The organism is Streptomyces sp. NPDC091292 (assembly GCF_044757265.1).
Classification (GTDB): domain Bacteria; phylum Actinomycetota; class Actinomycetes; order Streptomycetales; family Streptomycetaceae; genus Streptomyces.
Genome location: NZ_JBIVUQ010000001.1, coordinates 857,971 through 871,681 on the forward strand (window position 1 = coordinate 857,971; position 13,711 = coordinate 871,681).

The 13,711-nt window shown below is 68.2% G+C and carries 29 protein-coding genes; 25 read left to right on the forward strand and 4 right to left on the reverse strand.

The features are described from left to right. The 12 genes from ACIQNU_RS04100 (at window position 1) to ACIQNU_RS04155 (ending at window position 4,038) form a co-directional block, all read left to right on the forward strand. Window positions 1-333, forward strand: a complete 333-nt coding sequence (locus tag ACIQNU_RS04100; RefSeq protein ID WP_401360642.1) for a hypothetical protein — start codon at window positions 1-3, stop codon at window positions 331-333. Further along, the gene (locus ACIQNU_RS04105; RefSeq protein WP_401360644.1) at window positions 330-587 is read left to right on the forward strand and encodes a hypothetical protein; all 258 of its coding nucleotides are present in this window, start codon (window positions 330-332) and stop codon (window positions 585-587) included. The genes ACIQNU_RS04100 and ACIQNU_RS04105 overlap by 4 nt, the downstream gene beginning before the upstream one ends. A 97-nt stretch (window positions 588-684) precedes the next feature. Next, window positions 685-1,059, forward strand: coding sequence for a hypothetical protein (locus tag ACIQNU_RS04110; RefSeq protein ID WP_401360646.1), 375 nt, complete (start codon window positions 685-687; stop codon window positions 1,057-1,059). Continuing rightward, window positions 1,056-1,259 carry a hypothetical protein gene (locus tag ACIQNU_RS04115; RefSeq protein ID WP_401360648.1) on the forward strand — a complete coding sequence of 68 codons (204 nt, stop codon included), beginning with the start codon at window positions 1,056-1,058 and terminating at the stop codon, window positions 1,257-1,259. Before ACIQNU_RS04110 ends, ACIQNU_RS04115 begins: the two co-directional genes overlap by 4 nt. Further along, window positions 1,256-1,489 (forward strand): helix-turn-helix domain-containing protein, encoded by a 234-nt coding sequence (locus ACIQNU_RS04120; protein ID WP_401360650.1) that lies wholly within the window; start codon window positions 1,256-1,258, stop codon window positions 1,487-1,489. The genes ACIQNU_RS04115 and ACIQNU_RS04120 overlap by 4 nt, the downstream gene beginning before the upstream one ends. After that, window positions 1,486-1,674 (forward strand): hypothetical protein, encoded by a 189-nt coding sequence (locus ACIQNU_RS04125; RefSeq protein ID WP_401360652.1) that lies wholly within the window; start codon window positions 1,486-1,488, stop codon window positions 1,672-1,674. The genes ACIQNU_RS04120 and ACIQNU_RS04125 overlap by 4 nt, the downstream gene beginning before the upstream one ends. Continuing rightward, window positions 1,671-1,892, forward strand: coding sequence for a hypothetical protein (locus tag ACIQNU_RS04130; protein ID WP_401360653.1), 222 nt, complete (start codon window positions 1,671-1,673; stop codon window positions 1,890-1,892). The genes ACIQNU_RS04125 and ACIQNU_RS04130 overlap by 4 nt, the downstream gene beginning before the upstream one ends. A gap of 85 nt (window positions 1,893-1,977) precedes the next feature. Beyond that, window positions 1,978-2,367, forward strand: a complete 390-nt coding sequence (locus ACIQNU_RS04135) for a hypothetical protein (RefSeq protein WP_401360655.1) — start codon at window positions 1,978-1,980, stop codon at window positions 2,365-2,367. A gap of 8 nt (window positions 2,368-2,375) precedes the next feature. Continuing rightward, window positions 2,376-2,570: a hypothetical protein gene (locus ACIQNU_RS04140; RefSeq protein WP_401360657.1), complete on the forward strand. Its 195-nt coding sequence runs from the start codon at window positions 2,376-2,378 to the stop codon at window positions 2,568-2,570. A gap of 56 nt (window positions 2,571-2,626) precedes the next feature. Continuing rightward, window positions 2,627-2,908 (forward strand): hypothetical protein, encoded by a 282-nt coding sequence (locus tag ACIQNU_RS04145; RefSeq protein ID WP_401360659.1) that lies wholly within the window; start codon window positions 2,627-2,629, stop codon window positions 2,906-2,908. Between the two features lie 259 nt (window positions 2,909-3,167). Then, window positions 3,168-3,377, forward strand: a complete 210-nt coding sequence (locus ACIQNU_RS04150; protein WP_401360661.1) for a hypothetical protein — start codon at window positions 3,168-3,170, stop codon at window positions 3,375-3,377. After that, window positions 3,367-4,038, forward strand: coding sequence for a hypothetical protein (locus tag ACIQNU_RS04155; protein WP_401360663.1), 672 nt, complete (start codon window positions 3,367-3,369; stop codon window positions 4,036-4,038). Before ACIQNU_RS04150 ends, ACIQNU_RS04155 begins: the two co-directional genes overlap by 11 nt. Window positions 4,039-4,070: 32 nt before the next feature. Here the strand turns inward: ACIQNU_RS04155 and ACIQNU_RS04160 are convergent, their stop codons facing one another. The 4 genes from ACIQNU_RS04160 to ACIQNU_RS04175 all read right to left on the reverse strand — a co-directional run bounded on the left by ACIQNU_RS04160 (window position 4,071) and on the right by ACIQNU_RS04175 (window position 5,963). Then, complete coding sequence (locus tag ACIQNU_RS04160) at window positions 4,071-4,361, reverse strand: hypothetical protein (RefSeq protein WP_401360665.1); 291 nt, start codon at window positions 4,359-4,361, stop codon at window positions 4,071-4,073. A gap of 201 nt (window positions 4,362-4,562) precedes the next feature. Further along, window positions 4,563-4,739: a hypothetical protein gene (locus tag ACIQNU_RS04165; protein ID WP_401360666.1), complete on the reverse strand. Its 177-nt coding sequence runs from the start codon at window positions 4,737-4,739 to the stop codon at window positions 4,563-4,565. Between the two features lie 95 nt (window positions 4,740-4,834). Next, complete coding sequence (locus ACIQNU_RS04170) at window positions 4,835-5,134, reverse strand: hypothetical protein (RefSeq protein WP_401360668.1); 300 nt, start codon at window positions 5,132-5,134, stop codon at window positions 4,835-4,837. A gap of 100 nt (window positions 5,135-5,234) precedes the next feature. Next, on the reverse strand, window positions 5,235-5,963 hold the full coding sequence (locus ACIQNU_RS04175) for a GntR family transcriptional regulator (RefSeq protein WP_401360670.1): 729 nt from the start codon (window positions 5,961-5,963) through the stop codon (window positions 5,235-5,237). Between the two features lie 407 nt (window positions 5,964-6,370). Between ACIQNU_RS04175 and ACIQNU_RS04180 the strand changes: the two genes are divergently transcribed. The 13 genes from ACIQNU_RS04180 (at window position 6,371) to ACIQNU_RS04240 (ending at window position 13,683) form a co-directional block, all read left to right on the forward strand. Further along, window positions 6,371-6,547, forward strand: a complete 177-nt coding sequence (locus ACIQNU_RS04180; RefSeq protein WP_401360672.1) for a hypothetical protein — start codon at window positions 6,371-6,373, stop codon at window positions 6,545-6,547. Beyond that, entirely contained in the window at window positions 6,544-6,834 is a 291-nt protein-coding gene (locus tag ACIQNU_RS04185) for a hypothetical protein (RefSeq protein WP_401360674.1), read from the forward strand. Before ACIQNU_RS04180 ends, ACIQNU_RS04185 begins: the two co-directional genes overlap by 4 nt. After that, the gene (locus tag ACIQNU_RS04190; RefSeq protein ID WP_401360676.1) at window positions 6,834-7,181 is read left to right on the forward strand and encodes a hypothetical protein; all 348 of its coding nucleotides are present in this window, start codon (window positions 6,834-6,836) and stop codon (window positions 7,179-7,181) included. The genes ACIQNU_RS04185 and ACIQNU_RS04190 overlap by 1 nt, the downstream gene beginning before the upstream one ends. 201 nt (window positions 7,182-7,382) lie before the next feature. Continuing rightward, window positions 7,383-7,622 (forward strand): hypothetical protein, encoded by a 240-nt coding sequence (locus ACIQNU_RS04195; protein ID WP_401360678.1) that lies wholly within the window; start codon window positions 7,383-7,385, stop codon window positions 7,620-7,622. 59 nt (window positions 7,623-7,681) lie between these two features. Beyond that, on the forward strand, window positions 7,682-7,939 hold the full coding sequence (locus ACIQNU_RS04200) for a hypothetical protein (protein WP_401360680.1): 258 nt from the start codon (window positions 7,682-7,684) through the stop codon (window positions 7,937-7,939). Between the two features lie 118 nt (window positions 7,940-8,057). After that, the gene (locus ACIQNU_RS04205) at window positions 8,058-8,237 is read left to right on the forward strand and encodes a hypothetical protein (protein ID WP_401360682.1); all 180 of its coding nucleotides are present in this window, start codon (window positions 8,058-8,060) and stop codon (window positions 8,235-8,237) included. A gap of 87 nt (window positions 8,238-8,324) precedes the next feature. Next, window positions 8,325-8,528 (forward strand): hypothetical protein, encoded by a 204-nt coding sequence (locus ACIQNU_RS04210; protein ID WP_401360684.1) that lies wholly within the window; start codon window positions 8,325-8,327, stop codon window positions 8,526-8,528. 21 nt (window positions 8,529-8,549) lie between these two features. Then, a complete protein-coding gene (locus ACIQNU_RS04215; RefSeq protein ID WP_401360685.1) occupies window positions 8,550-8,756 on the forward strand; it encodes a hypothetical protein in 207 nt (68 codons plus the stop codon). Further along, on the forward strand, window positions 8,756-8,965 hold the full coding sequence (locus ACIQNU_RS04220; protein WP_401360687.1) for a hypothetical protein: 210 nt from the start codon (window positions 8,756-8,758) through the stop codon (window positions 8,963-8,965). The genes ACIQNU_RS04215 and ACIQNU_RS04220 overlap by 1 nt, the downstream gene beginning before the upstream one ends. A gap of 35 nt (window positions 8,966-9,000) precedes the next feature. Continuing rightward, entirely contained in the window at window positions 9,001-10,389 is a 1,389-nt protein-coding gene (locus tag ACIQNU_RS04225; protein WP_401360689.1) for a hypothetical protein, read from the forward strand. A 22-nt stretch (window positions 10,390-10,411) separates the two neighbouring features. Then, the gene (locus ACIQNU_RS04230) at window positions 10,412-11,005 is read left to right on the forward strand and encodes a hypothetical protein (RefSeq protein WP_401360691.1); all 594 of its coding nucleotides are present in this window, start codon (window positions 10,412-10,414) and stop codon (window positions 11,003-11,005) included. A gap of 57 nt (window positions 11,006-11,062) precedes the next feature. After that, window positions 11,063-13,252, forward strand: a complete 2,190-nt coding sequence (locus ACIQNU_RS04235; protein WP_401360693.1) for a hypothetical protein — start codon at window positions 11,063-11,065, stop codon at window positions 13,250-13,252. A 164-nt stretch (window positions 13,253-13,416) separates the two neighbouring features. Beyond that, window positions 13,417-13,683: a hypothetical protein gene (locus ACIQNU_RS04240; protein WP_401360695.1), complete on the forward strand. Its 267-nt coding sequence runs from the start codon at window positions 13,417-13,419 to the stop codon at window positions 13,681-13,683. The last annotated feature ends 28 nt before the right edge of the window (window positions 13,684-13,711 follow it).

A 13,711-nucleotide genomic window follows, 5' to 3' on the forward strand; every position in this document is an offset into this window, starting at 1 on the left:
ATGGCCGAAACACCCGAGCCGATCGTGCAGGCCACGAAGTACACCGTGAACTGCCTGCCCGAAGACTGCATCGATTCCCATCTCTTTGAGATCACCGTGGAGTACCGGGGCGCCGACCGGTGGGCCGTGAAACGACACTCCTCGTGCCTCGGAGCAGACGGCACCTGGGAGTACGAGATGCGCCCCTCGTCGCGTGAGGACGAATGGCTGGCGACGCACCGGTTCGACCTGGATACCGCGCTCCAACTCGCCAAGGAGCAGGCGCCCCTCGTCACGGTGAACGGCTTCACGGTGAGCGACGCGCTTCGTATGGCCGAGCGGAGGCTGCCGTGATCGCGGACGCGGTCGACACCGCGATCCGCATCGGCTGGGCACTCGCCGCCTGGATCGCGGTCCTCGCCGCCGTCGGCACGATCGTCGTACTGGCGGCTACCGCGACCGGGGCGTGGGCGTGGCATGCCGTCAGACGGCGCCCCACGGGCCCCTCCTGGGCCTACGGGACGCTCCAGGCACGGATACGCGCCACACGCCGCACACGGGCCGCAGACAGCCACACAACAGCGCACAGCCACCGGGAGGCAGCGTGACCGCCGCCCGCATCCTCGGCACCGCCATCGCCTCCACCCCACTCGCAGCCGCCCTCTACCTACTCGCCCTGATCGTCCGCGAACACCGGAGGAACCGATGATCAACCCTGCCGACGAAATCCGCGCCGCCAGCACGCGGCTCCGGACCCGGGCCACAGCCGCCACACCCGGCACCTGGCGCGCCGAAGAACTGCCGCCAGACGACACCCACGCCCGCCCGGCGCACTGGGTGAACACCGAGTACAACGTCGGCGACGGGTTCACGACCGTGGAGACGGTCGCCGATTGCCCATGGCGACAGGCCGACGCCGACTACATCGCCGCCATGCACCCCGGCGTCGGGACCGCCCTCGCCGCCTGGCTGGAGTGGGAGGCCGAGACCGTCTCCCGCACCGCGTGGGCGCCGATCAACGGCGGCCTCGACCGCGCCCTTGCGGTCGCCCGCGCCATCAGCGGCGGTGAGCAGCCGTGACCTACTTCCTCACCGCACTCCTCGCCCTCGCCGTCGGCTGGAGCCTCGGCCACCGCACCGCCCGCATCCAGATCATCCACATCGGCGGCAGCGCCGAGCAGGACAACGCGGCGTTCCTCGCCGACGAGCGACGCCGCTTCGACCAGATCACCGCCGACCTCGACATCCCCGGCCACGACGACCCACGGAGCGCAGCATGACCGCCTACCTCCTCGACGTCCCCGAGCTGCACCGACGCCTCGACCAACGGCGGCAGGACCGCGGCCTGACATGGCGCCAACTCGCCGCCATCACCGGCCTGTCGTCGTCCACGCTCTCCCGCATCGGCGACGGCCACCGGCCCGACGCCGACGCGTTGGTCTCCCTGCTCGTCTGGCTCGACCTCGACACCGACCTAGCCATCATGATCAAACCCAAGGACACCGAGTGACCGGCCCGTCCAGCGCCCCGCGCGGTGAGCGCGCCGGCACACCCGGCGCGCGCTGGGAAACCGCGCTCATCACGACCGAGGTCGTGGTCGACACCGACGAGTCCCCGTTCGGCTGGCGGGACCTACCCACACCCAACCGCGAGACCAGGCGCGCCATCACGCGCGCAGCACGGAGGAAGCCATGACCGACCCCGAACTCCAGCGCCAACTCGCCGCCGTCATCAGCGCCCTGGCCGCATCCGAGACGGAGAACCAGACGCTCCGCCACGCGCTCCGCGACATCCTCGGCCGCTTCGAACCCGCGTGGCCCAGCCCCAACGACCCCATGCGGTACCGCGCCACTGTGCCAGAGGCGGACTACGACCGGTGGAACGCCACCCTCAACCCGACCAAGGAGAACTGACCTGCACCCCTTCGAAAGCGGACAGAAACCTGACAGTTCAGCCGAAGCCCCCAAACCGGCCCTCTGCAGTGAGGAGACTCGACACATGACCGAGCCCACCCGCACCTTCGAACTCGGCCCCATACTCCAGCTCATCTGCCGCTACCCCATCAAGGCCACGCCTTATCAGGAGTTCCTCCAGCACCTCACCGGGGACCCCATCAGCAGCCCTATGGAGGCCCTCCGCTGGAGGCAGGTGTGCCATGCCTGGGTGACCGAACAGCACCCCCGGCTCGCCCAGATCGGCCGGCCGGACCTGGAAGAGCGCGACTTCGAGGCGTGGGACCAGTGGGCCGCTGAAGTCGCCGAGACCCTCGGAACGCACACGCTCGCCGTCACACCGCTCCCGCTGGACCGCAGAACCCCGGACAGCCTCTTCGACGTGCTCGCGGACGCCGACGCCCTGCACAAGACCTACGTACACCCAGCCCGGTGAGAGGCCACATGGCCACAGCAGACACCACCAGCGACGGCATACACCGGATCGGCTGCCCCACCCGCGACCCCGGCAGCAGGCAATGCAAGTGCGAGGAGATCGACGCAATCGTCGAAGAGGAAGTCACCGAGCACGACTGCGACTACCAGATCTACGACCCGGACGACGAAGGCGACAGGGTCCCCGCAGACACCGCCTACTAGCAGAGCACAAGTCCTGTGGACCACCACCACTCAAACCCCGTCAAGGAGCGGCACTGATGAGCACACCCGCCCACGGCGTACCGATGTACGCCATCGGCCCGTGCGACTGCGAGATCTTCCCTTGCGGAGGCATCGACGTCGAGGAGCCCGTGAACTGCCGCACGCACCGCCGCGCCACCATGTCCTTCCACCCGGCCAACGGTGAAAGCTGTCACGCCCTCGCCGCCGGCACCGTGGGAGCACCAAGGATTCAGGCGCCGCCACGCCCAGGCCGCGCCCGCGAGGTGATCGTGTGGGACACCGACGGCCCGTCGGCCGCGGTTGTCCGACTCGACTGATCCATGTGTGAAGCCTGCCCCCGGCGTGACCCGTCACCTACACCCACGCCAGGTAGAAGCCTGGCACAACAGCGCCCCCACCTGCACAGGTAGGGGCGCCCTTTTGGACCGCCTCGGCACGATCGGCAGGGGGCCGTTCGGGGTATCACCCATTCGATAACTCCTAAACGCTCCCGGGACCTTGGCCGATGCGACAGAGTGTCAGACCCATGGAGCACACTTCACTCACGAGTAGCCAACAGGGGGGTAGGCGATCGAGATGACGATCCAGGAACAGTGGACGACCGATCACGATGACGACATCATCACCGAGCTGACGTTCGAGGAGTTCCAAGCCGCGGCGTTAGCAGCTCTGGAGCGCCTGGGCCTGACATACGCCGAACTTCGCGAGCAGGCACGAAACCGGAACTTCTCCTCAGCTGAAGCGCACTCATTGTGGGTGACGATCGGCGGCACACTTGATCTCTGACGACTTACGGCGCAAGACAACAGGCTTCGCCAAGGAGATCCAAGCACTCCTCAACGGCACCATCAGCCAAAACGTGCGCATTCTCGCAGTCGCCCACCCGACGAAACGCGGCGACGACCGCATCTTCAACCTGGGCAACCACCTGACCCAGGCAACCATGACTGCGCGGCGATTCCGGCTCAAGCCAGCCAACGACAAAGCGGACCTGTGGATGGACGTGAGCTTCCAACTCCGGCTGGATGCGGAGCAGGAACACCTCATGGTGCAGCAGTCGTTCTTCGGGGTCTTCGAGGGCGCCGAAGGCAGCTCGTGTCTCTGCCACTACGACTACGAACGCGACAAGAAAGACGGCTACCCCGACGCGCACGTGCAGATCCACGGGCAGTCGACGATTCTGGCGGCGCTCAACAGACCCGCCGAGCAGAAGCGGCCCCTCGGTGACCTGCACTTCCCGGTAGGCGGCACACGGTTCCGTCCCTGCCTTGAAGACCTCATCGAGTTCCTGGTCGTCGAACGCCTTGCAGTCCCGCACGACGGACACCAGAAGATCCTTCAGGCGGGTCGAGACAAGTTCCAGATGAACCAGCTTCGCGCGGCGATTCGACGGCATCCCGAGGTCGCACGCGAGTACTTGCACAAGCACGACGCGTTGAACCGGTAGCGCGGTGCCGTCGCTGCTCAGGCGACGGCCCGCTACCGCCGGAAGGTGCCTGTGCAGGCGAGGCAGATCAGGGAACTGTCCCACTCGGCGCGCGCGGCATCCGCGGCGTCCGCCCGCTTCCGGATCACCACACCCCAGCCGATGCCGGCCACGATCGCCGCCAGCCCGACCAAGATCACCCCGGACGCCAGCCCGACCACGCCCAGCAGCGCCACACCGGCCGCGGGGAGGTACGGTGCCCCCGCTGCGGCCGGGGGAGCGTAGGCGGCACGCAGCGGCGACCCCGGCGGCAGGCTGTCCCGGTAGTGGGACAGCAACTGCACGTTCGACGATCCACACTTCGGACTCGGACAGATCACAGGGCAACCTCGCTGGGGGCGGAGGGAGTTGGTCACAACGACACTCCGCAGGCGAGAGATCCACGACAAGCTACTCGCCGGGACTGTGACGCGGCTCACCGGCAGGACGCAACGCGCGCCCCAGCCGACACAACGGCTGGGGCGCGCCACGACGCGTCGGCCCGGCTACCTCCCGGTCATGCCCGGCTCCGGCACCTCCTGCCAGATCTGGGCCGCCAGCAAATCCACCTCATCCTGCGAGAGACCCTTCTTCACGGCAATCACCATCCGCGAGCCATCCGGCAGCGTCGCCTCACGCCCCTCCGTATCGTCCGGCAGCTCAGGAACCTCATAGTTGCTCATGTCGACAGGCTAGCCACGGAAGCGCCAAGCCGGAAGCGGCCAGACGGTACCCCGTCCGGCCGCTCATCGCTGCTGCCCTCACCCGGACCTGGTGGTCAGATCTCGGTCGTCGTGAAAGGCGGCGGCAGATCCGGCAAGTCCACATCGAAGATCTGGGCGACCAAGTATCGGGCGATGGTGTCGTGCTCCAACCCGCTACGACCCGCCGGCATCGACAGGGAGATCCCGCCCTTCTTCCGCTGGACGATCGCACCAAAGAAGCCGGCGTCAGTGATCGGACTGTCGAACAGCTCCACACCCGTATCGGCCAGCAACTGCGGCAGCGGAGTGCCGAGGATCTCCTCAGCCGACGGACGACGATCCGGCGACGGACAGGCAGGGATTGCTAAAGTCATGCGTAGAACTCCGATCTGGATGGGTTGGGTTTCACTGATCGGCGAGGTACGAACTCGCTGTTCGAATCGGCCGGGCGGGTGCAACCGCTCGGCCGTTCGCTTATTCGGTGTCGACCTGCCAGGCGCCGGGCGGGTACACGTCTTCCCAGACTTCCAGCGGTCCGTCTTCGTCGTGGAAGACGTTGACGACGACGAGCACCGATGCCGCCACTTCCGGCGGCAGGTCGATCCCTAGCGCCTCAATCTCGGTTTTCGAGATGATCCGGGCGGTGCGCCTCTCCGGAGACCTGGTGACCTCTCGGCCAGTGCGTTCCTTGTACAGCTCCTGCCACCAGCGCTCTAGCGGGCCCTCGTCCAGGAGTTCCGGGACAGGACCGAGGGCGCGGACATGGATGAACGAGCTGTCGAACGTGGACGGACCCCCCTCATGGCGGTGCACTCGCCGTCGAATGACGATCTCGTCGTGCAGCTCAACATCGAGCAGGCCGGCGATGACCGGATCGGCGACCGACCGCATCGCCCTCCAGTGATCAGTTGAGGTTTCGCCGGGGCCGTAGCGTTGCCCCGTGCGCTCCATTCGCTTGAGGCGGGCCGCGCCGGTCACTGCGACATCTGGACGATGGGCGACAGCAGTACCTTCCGAGGTGGCCACCGTGAGGTTCTCCGCCTTGAGCAACTGAAAGGCGCGGTTCGCAGTACCCATGGCGACGTCGAATTCGTCGCACACCTTGCGCAGGGACGGGAGGTAGTCGCCGGGCGCCAGTTCTCCGTCCTGAATGAGCCGCCGGTAGTGGGCGGCGATCTCCTCGTAGCGCCTTTTCGGCGGCATGACTCTCCTGGCGGGTATCGGGGGTTGCATCTGCTCTACAGTAGCTCTAACGTAATGCCAGCGGCTAGGCCGCGCAACAACAAGAAACGGCCCCATTTGGTGCGTCACCACCGAACAGGGCCAAGGGTCCCAGGGCGGGTGCGTCACCACCCGCCCCGGGCAGCCAGCAACCTGATGAAGGCAGGAGCTAGCCAATGCAGCACTCTACCCGTGCTCTAGTGCACCGTGATCACAGCCTCGTCATCGCAACGCCCATTCCGTTCTCCCCGTCGGCCGCCGATGTCGCTGCTCATGTGGCGGCGTCGCATGTCCGTCGTACTGCTCCGCTTCCGTCGGCTGCTCGTGCCGCGCTGCGCCGTCTGGATTTGGCGCTCAACGGGTCTGCCCCTGCGGCTGTGGCCCGCGCTGTGACTGTGTACGAGACGGCTGCTGTGCATGCCCGGGAGCTGGGTGTGCTGGCCGCGTCGGGCCGGATGTCGGATTTGGACGCGGACTCACTGGCCGCCGCCGAGGATCTGATGGCCGGCGCCAGCGCCGTACTCGCCACCGCCGGGCGCCTGGACTTGATCGGCGGCGCGTCATGAGCGCCGAGGTTGGGCGTCTGCGTGCCGCTCAGACGGTGGCGGATGACGTGATCCGCATGGTGGCGACAGCCCCGGATAGTGGCCTGCTGCTGCAAGTGTCGGTCACCGATCCGGTCACCGGTCAGCGTCTCGCGACGGGTTTCGTCTCGTACCAGGTCGATGGCGTTGTGTCCGGCCGCTGGCTGCATCTGATCGGGGCCGATGAGCATGAGAGGCCGCAGCCGAAGCTGCCGTTGCCGAGGCGTCCGCGCGGCCCGCACCCGCACGCTGCTGGGGTGGTGTCGTGATGGGCGACTATGGCATCTCCGATGCGGATCGTGTGCGTTGGCAGCGGTTGTCGCACGATGAGGTGGGCGTGTTCCTCGCCGATGCGCGGACTCTGGGTTTGCCCACGATCACGTGGACGATCGCGACGACTGGTGCGATCACCGGCGAGGTCGGCGCCCTCGGGTCGACGCCGGAGAAGCAGCGGACGGCCTTCGCGGCCTGGGTCGCCTATCTGGGTGTCGCGTCGTCGGAGCGGCGGCGTGATGACGGGTCCGTGGTCCTGTACGCCCGGTTCGACCGTGGCGATCTGGTCGGCGGCGCGATCCGCGCCGACATCGCCCCGCCCGCTGAGGGGGGTGGCATCTGATGACTCGCATCACGGATGAGGAGCGCAAGAAGCTCTCCGAGAAGGTCCGTGAGGTCAACAAGCGCACCGCGTCCCGGCCGCGTTAGCCCCCATACCGCCGCGGGTGGCGGGGATGACGTTCCCCCACGGCCCCCGCCGCCCGCGGCTTCCACCCCGCATCACCCCCAAGTACTACCTGACCGAGAGGTTCCGTGATTCCGCATGTCTCCGTACCTGTTTTCCGCCGACCTGGGCGTCACCGAGATCGGCCTGAAGGCTCGCACCGTCACGTCGGTGGGCGAGGCCCTGTCGGCGAGTGTGAGCAGCCTCTTCGCCGAGTATGCCGACGCCCGCATGGTCGGCGACTACGCCCGCATGGACTCGATCCGCCGCCACGCCGCCTCGATCGACCTGGCCCTAGTCGATGAACTGGACGGCTTCGACTACCTGGCGGCGGCCTGACCAACCCAGCCCCTGCAGCCACGCCGAGCGGCGCGGTCTCCCACCCGAGAGGACTGACTATGTCGAAGGATTCCCGCGCCGCGCGTAGGGAGGATCTGAAACGGCGTGCTGATGCCCACTTTGCCGAGGTCGTGGCCGTTCGCGAGCAGAAGGAAGCGGAAGCCCGCGTGCGGAAGTGGGACACCGTGGTCCGGCGGATGACCGCCCGTGGTGAGGACCACGTGGGCCGCGATGTGGCCATCCGCAATCGGGACTGCGCCCAGAGGGAAGCCCGCGACGCGGAGACCCGCGCGCTGAACGCCAAGTTCGGTCGCTAACCCACCACAGCCCCGGTTACCAGCCGTGAAGGGCGCCGGATCGACTCCGGCCCGGGGCACGCACAACCAGCCCACGACGAGCGAGACAGAGGAGATAGCGATGGGTCGGCACAGGTCCATGGGAGAGCTCGAAAAGATGTGGCAGCGCGAAAGCGAGATGGCCGGCGAGGCCGAGGACCGCATCGCCAACGATAAGCGTCGGGATCAGGGACTTCCCCCGCTCCACTGCCGCGTCGAGGCGTCGATCAACCAGCACGGGGACTGGGAGTGCGGTTGGTGCGGCGAGGTCTTCGGCTAGCCGCTGACCGGTGCCCGCCGGGCCCGTCTCGCACGGACCCGGCCGAGGGAAACCGCTCAGCAAGCCAACCCACCGAGAGGATCACCAGTGAGCCGAACCGAAGGAAAGACCCGCGCCGAGCGCCGCGAAAACGTCCGGAAGCTCCGTAAGGCCGACGCCGCCCTCCACGCCAATCAGCGCCGTGAGCAGGCCGCCGGCATCGACTACGAGACCCCCGAGTACGAGCGCCTCAACCTCGCCGCGAATCAGGCCGCCGACAAGGTATCCCGCTGGCGCGGCGGCAACCGCTGACCGGCACCCGAGAGGACACCAGTGAGCACGTTCAAGCCCGGCGACCGCGTGATTGTGATCGCCGCCGACCCGGGGAATGCCGCCACGGTCGGAGAGTTCGGGACCGTCATCGACGACGGCTCCACGTCCGGCGGCCGGATCGCCGTAACGGGCATCGACTGCCCGCTCCTTGAGGAGATCCGCGGCTACCGCACCTACACCGCCGACCAACTCCGGGCGGTGTCGTGATGCGGGCCCTCGCTGCGGTCGCATCGCTCAAGGCTGCGGACGCCGCTCTCGCCCTTCACTCCACTGCCCTCAAGGCCGCCGGGATCACGGCCGAGACGCCGATGTACAGGCGCCTCAACAGTGCGGTCGCCCGAGCCGATGCGAACCCGCACCTGCCCGACCGCTACCGCGACCCCCGCGACATCACCGACGACCAGCACACCGACTGAACGCCCCCCCAAAGTCCTGAAGGGAATCATTCGCCATGACTGCCAGTCCGCCGAAGGTGAACGGCCACGTCCGGCCGCCTGCCGTGCCCGTGTTGGGGGACTGGCAGCCCATAAAGGCCACCCCCACCCCCGAGGCCGACGCCCCCACATCCGTTGTGCCCGAAGCGGCCACCGCCGAGTCCGATGCCGTCGCCCAGGCCAAGGCTGAGGCGATCCGCGCCGAAGCGTGGGCCAAGTCCGAAGAGCAGCGCATCGCCGCCGAGGCTGAGGCTGAGGAGCGCCGTGTGAGGGCGCAGGCCGAAGCCGACGCCATCCGTATCAAGGCGGAGGAAGACGCACGCAAGATGCGGCTCGCCAACGACCGGGCCGAACGGAAGGCCGCCGAAGAGGAAGCTGCGTCAGTCGCGCGGATCGCCGAGCACAACCGGCGCCGTGCCGAAGCCGACCGCGCTCGCGTCGATGCCGCTCGGCAGGCCGAAGACCAGCGGGCCACGGAGGACGCCGCAGCCGAGGAGATCAAGACCGCCGACGACAAGTGGCGAGCCTACGCCATCCGCTTCGCCATCGTCTGCGGCATCGTCGCCCTGCCTGTGCAGATCGCGGCGTTCTGGAACCCGGAGGCATGGTGGCTGGTTGCCGCGCCCGTGATGCTCGAAGGCGGCTCGTGGGTCGTCCAGCGGGGCGCCGCATCGGCGGTCGCGAACCGGCGCCCACTGTGGCACTACCGGTCGATCGCATGGCTCCTCGCGTTCGTCGCCGCAGGCATCAACCTGTGGCACGGCTGGACAGCCTTCGACCCCGCCACGGCAGTCGCCACCGCATTCGCCTCCGTCGCCGGCCCCGGAGTGTGGGACCTGCACGAGCACGGCCGCATCCGCAAGCGCGATGGCGTCCCGACCCGGCGGGAGCGGAAGGCGGCGGAGAAGGCCGCCAAGGAAGAGGCCGCGCGGAAGGCCGCCGAGGAAGCCCGGAAGCGCACCGAGAAGGAAGCTGCGGACAAGGCCGCGGGAGAGGCAGCAAAGCGGCTTGCTGAGACGCGCGCCACAGAGTTCCCGGGGGTGTGGAAGCACGCTCTGCGGCTGGCTGCCGCGCTTGGCGAGACCACCGTCACCGAGGCGGTCTGGCGGCGCGCGCACCTCGACATCGAGGGCACCGATCCGGGCGAGTCAGCAGAGACGATCCGCGCCCGCAACGTGGCCGCAAAGCGCGTCGAGTTGGCCCGCTTCAACGGATCCGTGAACACCCTCAGCAAGACCACGAACGCACAGCGTGCAAACCAAATGCCTCGGACTCAGCGAGGGCCCGCGCGTAAGCCCCCGATCCGCCGCCGCGGCGACACCGCGCCCTACGTCCCGGCCGCCCGTAAGCAGGCCGCCATCACCGCCAAGCAGACCACCACGACCGCCCGCCCGAACGCCAACTAACCCACCCACAGGAGAGATCGTCATGAACCTCACCATCCGCCGGATCGCCGTTTCGGGCAGCGCGGCCGTAGCCCTCCTCGGAGGCGCCGCCACGATCACGGTCACAGGCGCCGACACCGCCACCGCGGCCGACATGCAGACCGTCATCAACCGCGCCACCGGAGCGCCCGTCACCCTGCCCGACGGACGTGTCCTGCGTGTCCCCGGGCTCGACAACGCCGGGTACGCGGCGACCCCGGAGCAGCACTCCACGATCGTCCTCGCCGCCGCCAAGACGGACTCGGACCCGACCGGTATCGGCACCGGCCTCACCCCCGACAACGGGCAGGGGGCTGCTATCACCGGCCCGTACCAGCAGGCGCCGACCACGGGGTACAACCCGCAGCAGATCCAGACCCAAGCCGGGGCAGGGGCGATCAGTGTCACCGTGGTGATCGGTATCGCCCTGCTGGCGATCGTCATCGTCATGGTCAAGAAGGGGCACGTGAAGTTCGCCCAGGCGTTCGCCTGCGTCGCCCTCGGCATTTACCTGGCTCCCACGTTCTTCGGCCCGCTGATCCAACAGCTCGGCGGGTCTGCTGCCACCGGCCTAGGCAACGTCTGGTCCGGTTTCTAGACCCCGCCCGCAGGTGCCTTGCCAGGCCCTGCCCCCAACGAGGAAGGACATCGGCCAGTGGCCACCGAAGCGCAGCCCGACACCGAGCAGCAGCCCGTCGAAGAGGCCGCCGAGCCCGCCCGCAAGGACCGCATCAAGGCTGCGGTCGCGGAGCAGTACAGCCACGCCGCCGCCCGCACCAAGGAATGGCTCGCGACCAGCGACATCGACGACGCCGAGATCTGGCAGCTCGCCGGCGAGCGCAAGCAGCGCAAGCACGACGACAAGGTCGCCCGCCAGCAGCGCACCGTCGCCGAAGCCCACGGCCGCTTCCACGCGGCCGAAGCGCAGGCCGAGCACAGCGAGTCCGGCGCCGGAACGGGAGCCCGCACGAGCCTCGCAGGCCGCGTCGCTGCCGAAGAGTCCAAGCTTGCCGCCCTACAGAACACCCCCGTCCTCCCGCCGAGCCAGCGGGACGCCAACGGCGTCCGCCACGCCAAGAAGGCGAGCAGGGCGGCGATCGTCGCCGCCGGGGGACTTGGCACCCTTTCCGTCCTCGGTACCGCCGTCGAGCAGGCCGCCAACGGGCAGCCGATCCTCCTCGCAGCCCTCGGTACAGCCGCGGGCTACGGCTGGTACCTCGTGTCCCGCCCTTTCGACGCCGGCCAGCCTGCACCTGCCCCGACCACGGAGATGCAGCCCCTGGCCACCCCGGTGGACATGGTGAAGGCGGAGCCGCAGCCCGGGATGCGGGACTTCAACGCCCCGCCGCCGCCCGCGCTCACGGTTGACGAACTCGACCAGGCGCTCCGGGCGATCGGCGAGGTGCGCGGCGACGAGCAGTTGCAGATCCTCGCGGTGCCGCAGCGTGGCACAGACGGCAACACCACCGTGGTTTTCGACCTGCCGCCCCGCACCACCGTCGCCGAGCTGAAGAAGAAGCTGCCCAAGCTCGCCGGCGCCCTCGGCCGCGACGTGTCCATGGTCGACATTGAGAAGGCAGGAACCGAAGTCCGCACATCCCTGTGGATGACTGACAGGGACCCCTTCGCAGACACCAGGCCCTCACCGCTCATCAAGAAGCCGACCCAGCTCGACGCCTGGAAGGACGGCGTACCGGTCGGCTGGAACAAGCGCGGCATCACCATCCGGCTTGCGATCAACAACCAGTCCTTCGTCGTCGCCGGCACGAGCCGCTCCGGCAAGGGAGTAGGCGCGTCCAACCTGGTCGTCGGCGCCAGCTTCGACCCGCGGATCAACTTGCGGATCGTCGCGGGTAAGCAGAACGCCGAATGGAACCCCTACGCCAAGGCAGGCGTAGCGAGCACCTACTTCAAGCCCGACCCGGCCCGTCTGCTTGCACTCCTCAACGCCCTGCTCGCCGACAAGGACCGGCGGGAACGCGTGCTCAACGACCTCGGCAAGAGCAAGCTGGTAGCGCCCATCATCGACCAGATCGGCGGCCTGGAGGTCGTCGTCATCGACGAGGTGGCCACCTACACGAGGCCGGGCAAGCCACTGCGCGAGGAGATCACTGAGGCGTTGATCGAACTGTCTGCGGTTGCTCTCGGCGCTGGCATCATCCTTGTGCTGATCACGCAGTACCCGGAGGTCGACGTCATCCCGCAGGCCCTGTCCGCGAACCTGGGCGCCAAGTGGGCGATGCGAGTGGAGAACGCTACCCAGTCCAACGCGATCCTTGGCGCCGGACAGGCGGGCGCTGGCCGTGACGCGTCCAAGTTCGACCCGCCGCGCCCCGGCTTCGGCTGGCTGGTCAACCCGTTCGCCGGAGTCACCGACCTGGCCCGCTCCTTCGATCTCGACGAGGACGAGCGCGGCGAGATCAGCACACTGCTCGGCAAGGCCGCCGCGATCCGAGAGAAGCAAGGCCGCCTCGCCGGGCAGTGGGAGGACCCGATCGAGAAGCACCTCCTCAACGCCACCGGCCTGTCGTCGGCGGCCGGCGGGCCGAAGCGGGACGGCGTCCCGGGCCGGAACGTGCTGAACCACACACCGGAGCAGCGCATGCAGATGGAGGTGCTGCGGGGCTGCCTGAAGGCCATGAGCGGTCTTGGCCGGGAGGTGGCGCAGGTTCGGGAGATGGCCGAGATTATTGGCGGCGGTATGACAGAGGCCCGGCTCGGCAAGCTCCTGCGGGACGGCGGAGCGGGCGGCACTGTCAAGGTCGACATCGACGGCGTGGGACGCGTGAACGGCTACGAGAAGGCCGACATCGTCGACGCGCTCAGCCTCCTCGAAGGCAACTAGATCCGCTCTGAAATGTGGACTATGCCCCGGACTGTCACCCGGACAGTGCCCGGTATGCCCCGGACTGTCCGCTAGGACGGGATGGACGCCACCCGGACGGTGTCCGGACAGTGTCCACCCTTGATCCGGCCGTGTCTGGGGTGCAGTCCGGGGCAAACCATCCCATGTCCTCCCGAACAAAGTACAACAAATCGATCACGGAGGGTGTCGTGGAGATCTACCGCTATCTGAACCGGAAGGGCGCTCCCGTCGTCGTCCTCGACTCCCTAGAGGGCGCTTGGTGGCAGTGCGAAGGCTGCCAGACCACCGGACGCCAGATGGACGTCGACTGGGACATGTTCGGCAACGAGACCTGGCACCCGGACAACATCGCGACCAGCCGCGAGGCATCCCGCCACGCCACGACCTGTCGACGCAAGGCCACCACCTAACCCGACGAAACCCAACCCCGAAAAAGGA